This is a genomic window from Caballeronia humi, assembly GCF_001544475.1.
In the GTDB taxonomy this organism is placed as follows: Bacteria; Pseudomonadota; Gammaproteobacteria; order Burkholderiales; family Burkholderiaceae; genus Caballeronia; species Caballeronia humi.
On the sequence record NZ_FCNW02000133.1, the window covers coordinates 1 to 3721 of the forward strand.

At 59.6% G+C, this 3721-nt stretch carries 5 protein-coding genes; 2 read left to right on the forward strand and 3 right to left on the reverse strand.

The annotated features are described in order from the left end of the window. Window positions 1-102 precede the first annotated feature (102 nt). The gene (locus AWB65_RS34325; RefSeq protein WP_235008083.1) at window positions 103-369 is read left to right on the forward strand and encodes an RNA-dependent RNA polymerase family protein; all 267 of its coding nucleotides are present in this window, start codon (window positions 103-105) and stop codon (window positions 367-369) included. Between the two features lie 238 nt (window positions 370-607). Here the strand turns inward: AWB65_RS34325 and AWB65_RS34330 are convergent, their stop codons facing one another. From AWB65_RS34330 to AWB65_RS34340, 3 genes are all read right to left on the reverse strand, one after another. After that, window positions 608-2449: a recombinase family protein gene (locus AWB65_RS34330; protein WP_235008085.1), complete on the reverse strand. Its 1842-nt coding sequence runs from the start codon at window positions 2447-2449 to the stop codon at window positions 608-610. Between the two features lie 136 nt (window positions 2450-2585). Further along, window positions 2586-2918 (reverse strand): DUF6788 family protein, encoded by a 333-nt coding sequence (locus tag AWB65_RS34335; RefSeq protein WP_062644440.1) that lies wholly within the window; start codon window positions 2916-2918, stop codon window positions 2586-2588. Window positions 2919-2970: 52 nt separating this feature from the next. Beyond that, window positions 2971-3267 (reverse strand): Y4bD/Y4pK family protein, encoded by a 297-nt coding sequence (locus AWB65_RS34340; RefSeq protein WP_087660892.1) that lies wholly within the window; start codon window positions 3265-3267, stop codon window positions 2971-2973. 2 nt (window positions 3268-3269) lie between these two features. On the opposite strand from AWB65_RS34340, the gene AWB65_RS34345 reads away from it, so the two are divergent. Continuing rightward, a complete protein-coding gene (locus AWB65_RS34345) occupies window positions 3270-3698 on the forward strand; it encodes a reverse transcriptase domain-containing protein (RefSeq protein ID WP_200821871.1) in 429 nt (142 codons plus the stop codon). Window positions 3699-3721 lie beyond the last annotated feature (23 nt).

Consider the following 3721-nt stretch of genomic DNA (forward strand, 5'->3'; position numbering starts at 1 on the left):
CTACAGAATACGTCTGTTTCGTCTTCAACCTGCACCTCTGAGTTCTTCAAATAACAAAAATTCAGAGGCGACATCTAGTGTGACGCCGGGGGACCTACGGGGATGAGCAACGTGAGCGCGGCGAAACCTTATAGCATTGCGAAGCGCACAGTATGGGAGGCATACCAGCAGGTCAAGGCCAACCGTGGGGCTGCAGGCATCGACGATGAAACTATTGCCGAGTTCGAGCAGAACCTGTTGAAGAATCTGTACAAGCTGTGGAACCGGATGTCGTCGGGATCATATCTCCCACCCCCGGTCAAGCAGGTGGAGATTCCCAAAGCATTGGGAGGCACGAGAAAGCTGGGTGTGCCGACGGTAATCTCATAATGCACCTCTCACAGTTGAGTGTAGGTATGTTGCCGCTGTAGATGCCCTGAAGTGCGCACCCAATCCTCTAGTTGCCGTTCCTTGGCGGCATCCAGCGTGACCCACCACGGGCCCCGCCCATCGAGCTTGCGGGCCTGGACTACCTGGCGCTCGATCCAGTAATACACGACGTGTGGACTGACTTGCAGCCGATGAGCGAGCTGCTGTACTGTGAGCTCGTCTGGCCGCTTGAAGCAGGTTACTTCAATTCGATACCGGTAGCGGATCCATTTGACCATTTCAAGCGTGAACGATTTGCCAGTAGAACTGCGTAAACCTTCCTGATTGAGGTGCGCCACGATTTGCCGGTCAGGCAGATGCTGCGATAGTTCACGCACCCGCTCGACGAACGCGGCGGGGTAAGCATCGCATCGGCAGCCGGCTTGGGCAAGTCCACGGTGATATCAGTACACGCGCTGCCCTGCCAGCGGATATGCAGCACCGCTTGTCTCGTGGCGGACCGTCTCTCGACCGTGATGTCCCGGATGAGCAGTCGCAACATGCGCTTGCGATCCTTCGCTGATGTGGTCGGCGCCCGCCAGAGGCGCGGCAGATTGCGCGCTAGCGCGAGGACTTGAGCTTTCTGTTCGGACGTGGCGACGAGTGCCTTCTGGTTCCGGAACCGGGCGGCTTCCGTCCTGATCGCCTCGAGGTGAAGCATCGCGTCATTCCAGCGCCGCTCGAGGGTACCCGCGACCAGACGGTTGGCCGGGTCGCATTCCTGGTAGCGACGTTCAGCGAGTGCGACCTCATACTCGGCGCGTTCGATGCGCATGTGCCACTGGCGCATGATGGCATGATCGCGTTGCTCGAGTTCGCTCAGGGCGGTCACGGCGAGCTCGAGTTCGGCTGGCTGCAGGGCGGTGAATACCGCCTCGCCAATTGCGTTGTCAAGTAGTTCGCTGCGCATGCTCATGCAATCGGTCGTCGCCAGCCCCTCGCGGCGGCGAGCACTGCATAAGTACAATGGATAAAGGCCGCCGTTACCTTGGTAGCGAACGGTCAACGCCCGACCACAGCAGCCGCATATCAGCAGTCCCTGAAGCAGCGCCAATCCTTCACGCGCCGCACCACTGAGCACGGTACCTTCGCCGTTGGTCCTGTTGTGCGCCAGGCGGTCCTGGTTGCGCTCAAATTCCTCCGGGGTGATATATCCATCATGATGGTCTGGCAGATGAACTCGCCACTCTGCCTTCGGAACCGGCTGCACGCGCTTATGGACCTCTCCCTGTGGTGTGATGCGCTGCCGATACTGGTATCGTCCAAAAACATAGATGCCGGCATAGGAAGGATTCCGTATCAAACCGAGAACACGTTCGTGACTCAGGCGCCCCCAGATGAGTCGACCCGCCCATGCACCTCCATAGGCGCGCTTGGGAAAGCGCAGGCCCTCTTCGGCAAAGCGCTTGACAACCGCGTATGCGCTGCCGGTCTCCTGGAACAGACGAAATGCCAGTTGCACGGCACCGCGTACCTCGTCATCGGGATCCAGGACGATGCGTCCTTGATCGTCGTAGCACAGGCCAACCGGGAGCGGAAACCGCAATTCACCCTTCTGCGCCTTGTTGAGCTTACCGCCCTGGAGGCGCCCGCGCAAAAAATGGAGTTCGGCCTGCGCCATCGTTCCTTTGAGACCGAGAAGCAGGCCGTCGTTGAAGTCGCCCGGGTCGTAGCAACCATCGGCGTCGATCACGAGAGTATGAGTAAGCGCACACAGTTCGAGCAGGCGATGCCAGTCCAGGTTCGAGCGCGCCAGGCGCGACACTTCCAGTGCAAACACTGCACCCACTTGCCCCATCGAGACATCCGCCACCAGCGTCTTGAAGTCCTCGCGGCCCGTCATCTGCGCCCCCGACTGACCGAGATCCCGGTCCAGCGTACGGATCGCCGTTTCCGTCCAACCCAATGCCAGCGCCTTGTCCTTCAACGCATACTGGCGCTCGGTGCTCTCCTGATGGTGTCGCACCTGGGCCAGTGTCGACTGCCGGATATAGATGTACGCCGGCTTGCTTTGATGTTGTGGGGTGATCTTGCTGTTCATCGAAAGCCTCCTCGGTCAGCTCCAGCGCGGGATCGGCGGTGAGCCAGGCCTCGAGCATGTTGGCGATGAGTACGCCGGCCGATTGCGGATCGATGAAATTGGCGAGCGACAGCGACGGCTGGCTCACCGGCGCCCCTCAGAGCGCCTCGCGGCGACGCAATAGTTCGCGGTTGATCTCGCAGATCTCCTCGATGATCTCGCGAACGCGGTGATAGTTCGCCAGGTGCTCGGCGACGTTGGTGTAATCGGCTTGCGGCACGTAGTCCATTTGCGGCCGGCGGCCGGGAAAGCTCACGGATAGGTAGTACTTGGGGCCATGGCCGGGGCCGTCTGCACACTTGCAGCCCGATTTGCCGCAGCGCTTGTAGCGCTCGATGAGAGAGCCGCGCAAGAGTGTCTCTAACGCCGGCATTTGCTTCAGCAATTGCGCGCGGCGTCTGCGCAAAGTGGACGACGGAATATCTTCCATTGGCGGACCACGTTGAAAACTGGTCTGATATTAGGACAAGGAGATGCATTGATCAAGCTCCTTTGTTCGACGACTTCCTGGATGGGGCAAGCTGGTCGATCAACGTGACCAGCTCCAACAACATGCCCAGATCGAAGCAGCACACGGGCGCGATGGCGTCGTCGTGGACAGTCGGTGTGCCCCAGTCGGTCCATTCGCGCGCAATGCTAAAGCTGCCGCGTTCTGTATCGCGCAGAAGCAATGTCTCGGTGCCTGCGACGCGGCGCTCCTTCAGAACGGGAAAGCGTTGGCCCCTGAGGGGATGGAACGGGTGACGAATCTCAGCCAATCCCAAATGCTCGTTGAGCACTTGTGCAGTTCGCGCTGACCGTCCCCACGGTCACGGACCGTGTCGCGCAGACCGTCGTCAAACTTATCATCGAGCCGAACCTCGACACGATCTTCCATCCGGACTCTTATGGGTATCGGCCCGGACGATCAGCGAAGCAGGCCGTCGCAATTACCCGTGAACGCTGCTGGCGATACGACTGGGTAGTGGAGTTTGATATCAAGGCGGCCTTCGATCAAATCGATCATGGGCTGCTGATGAAGGCGGTGCGCGCCCACATCAAGGAAAACTGGATTCTTCTGTACATCGAGCGGTGGCTGATCGCGCCGTTCGAGATGGAGGATGGCACGCGTGTACCACGGGAGCGCGGCACACCGCAGGGCGGGGTGGTCAGTCCCCTTTCGATTACCCACAATTTTTGGCGAGTTCAAAGCCGAGTTGAATATCGATGAGTCTTCGCAAACCTCGCCAGATC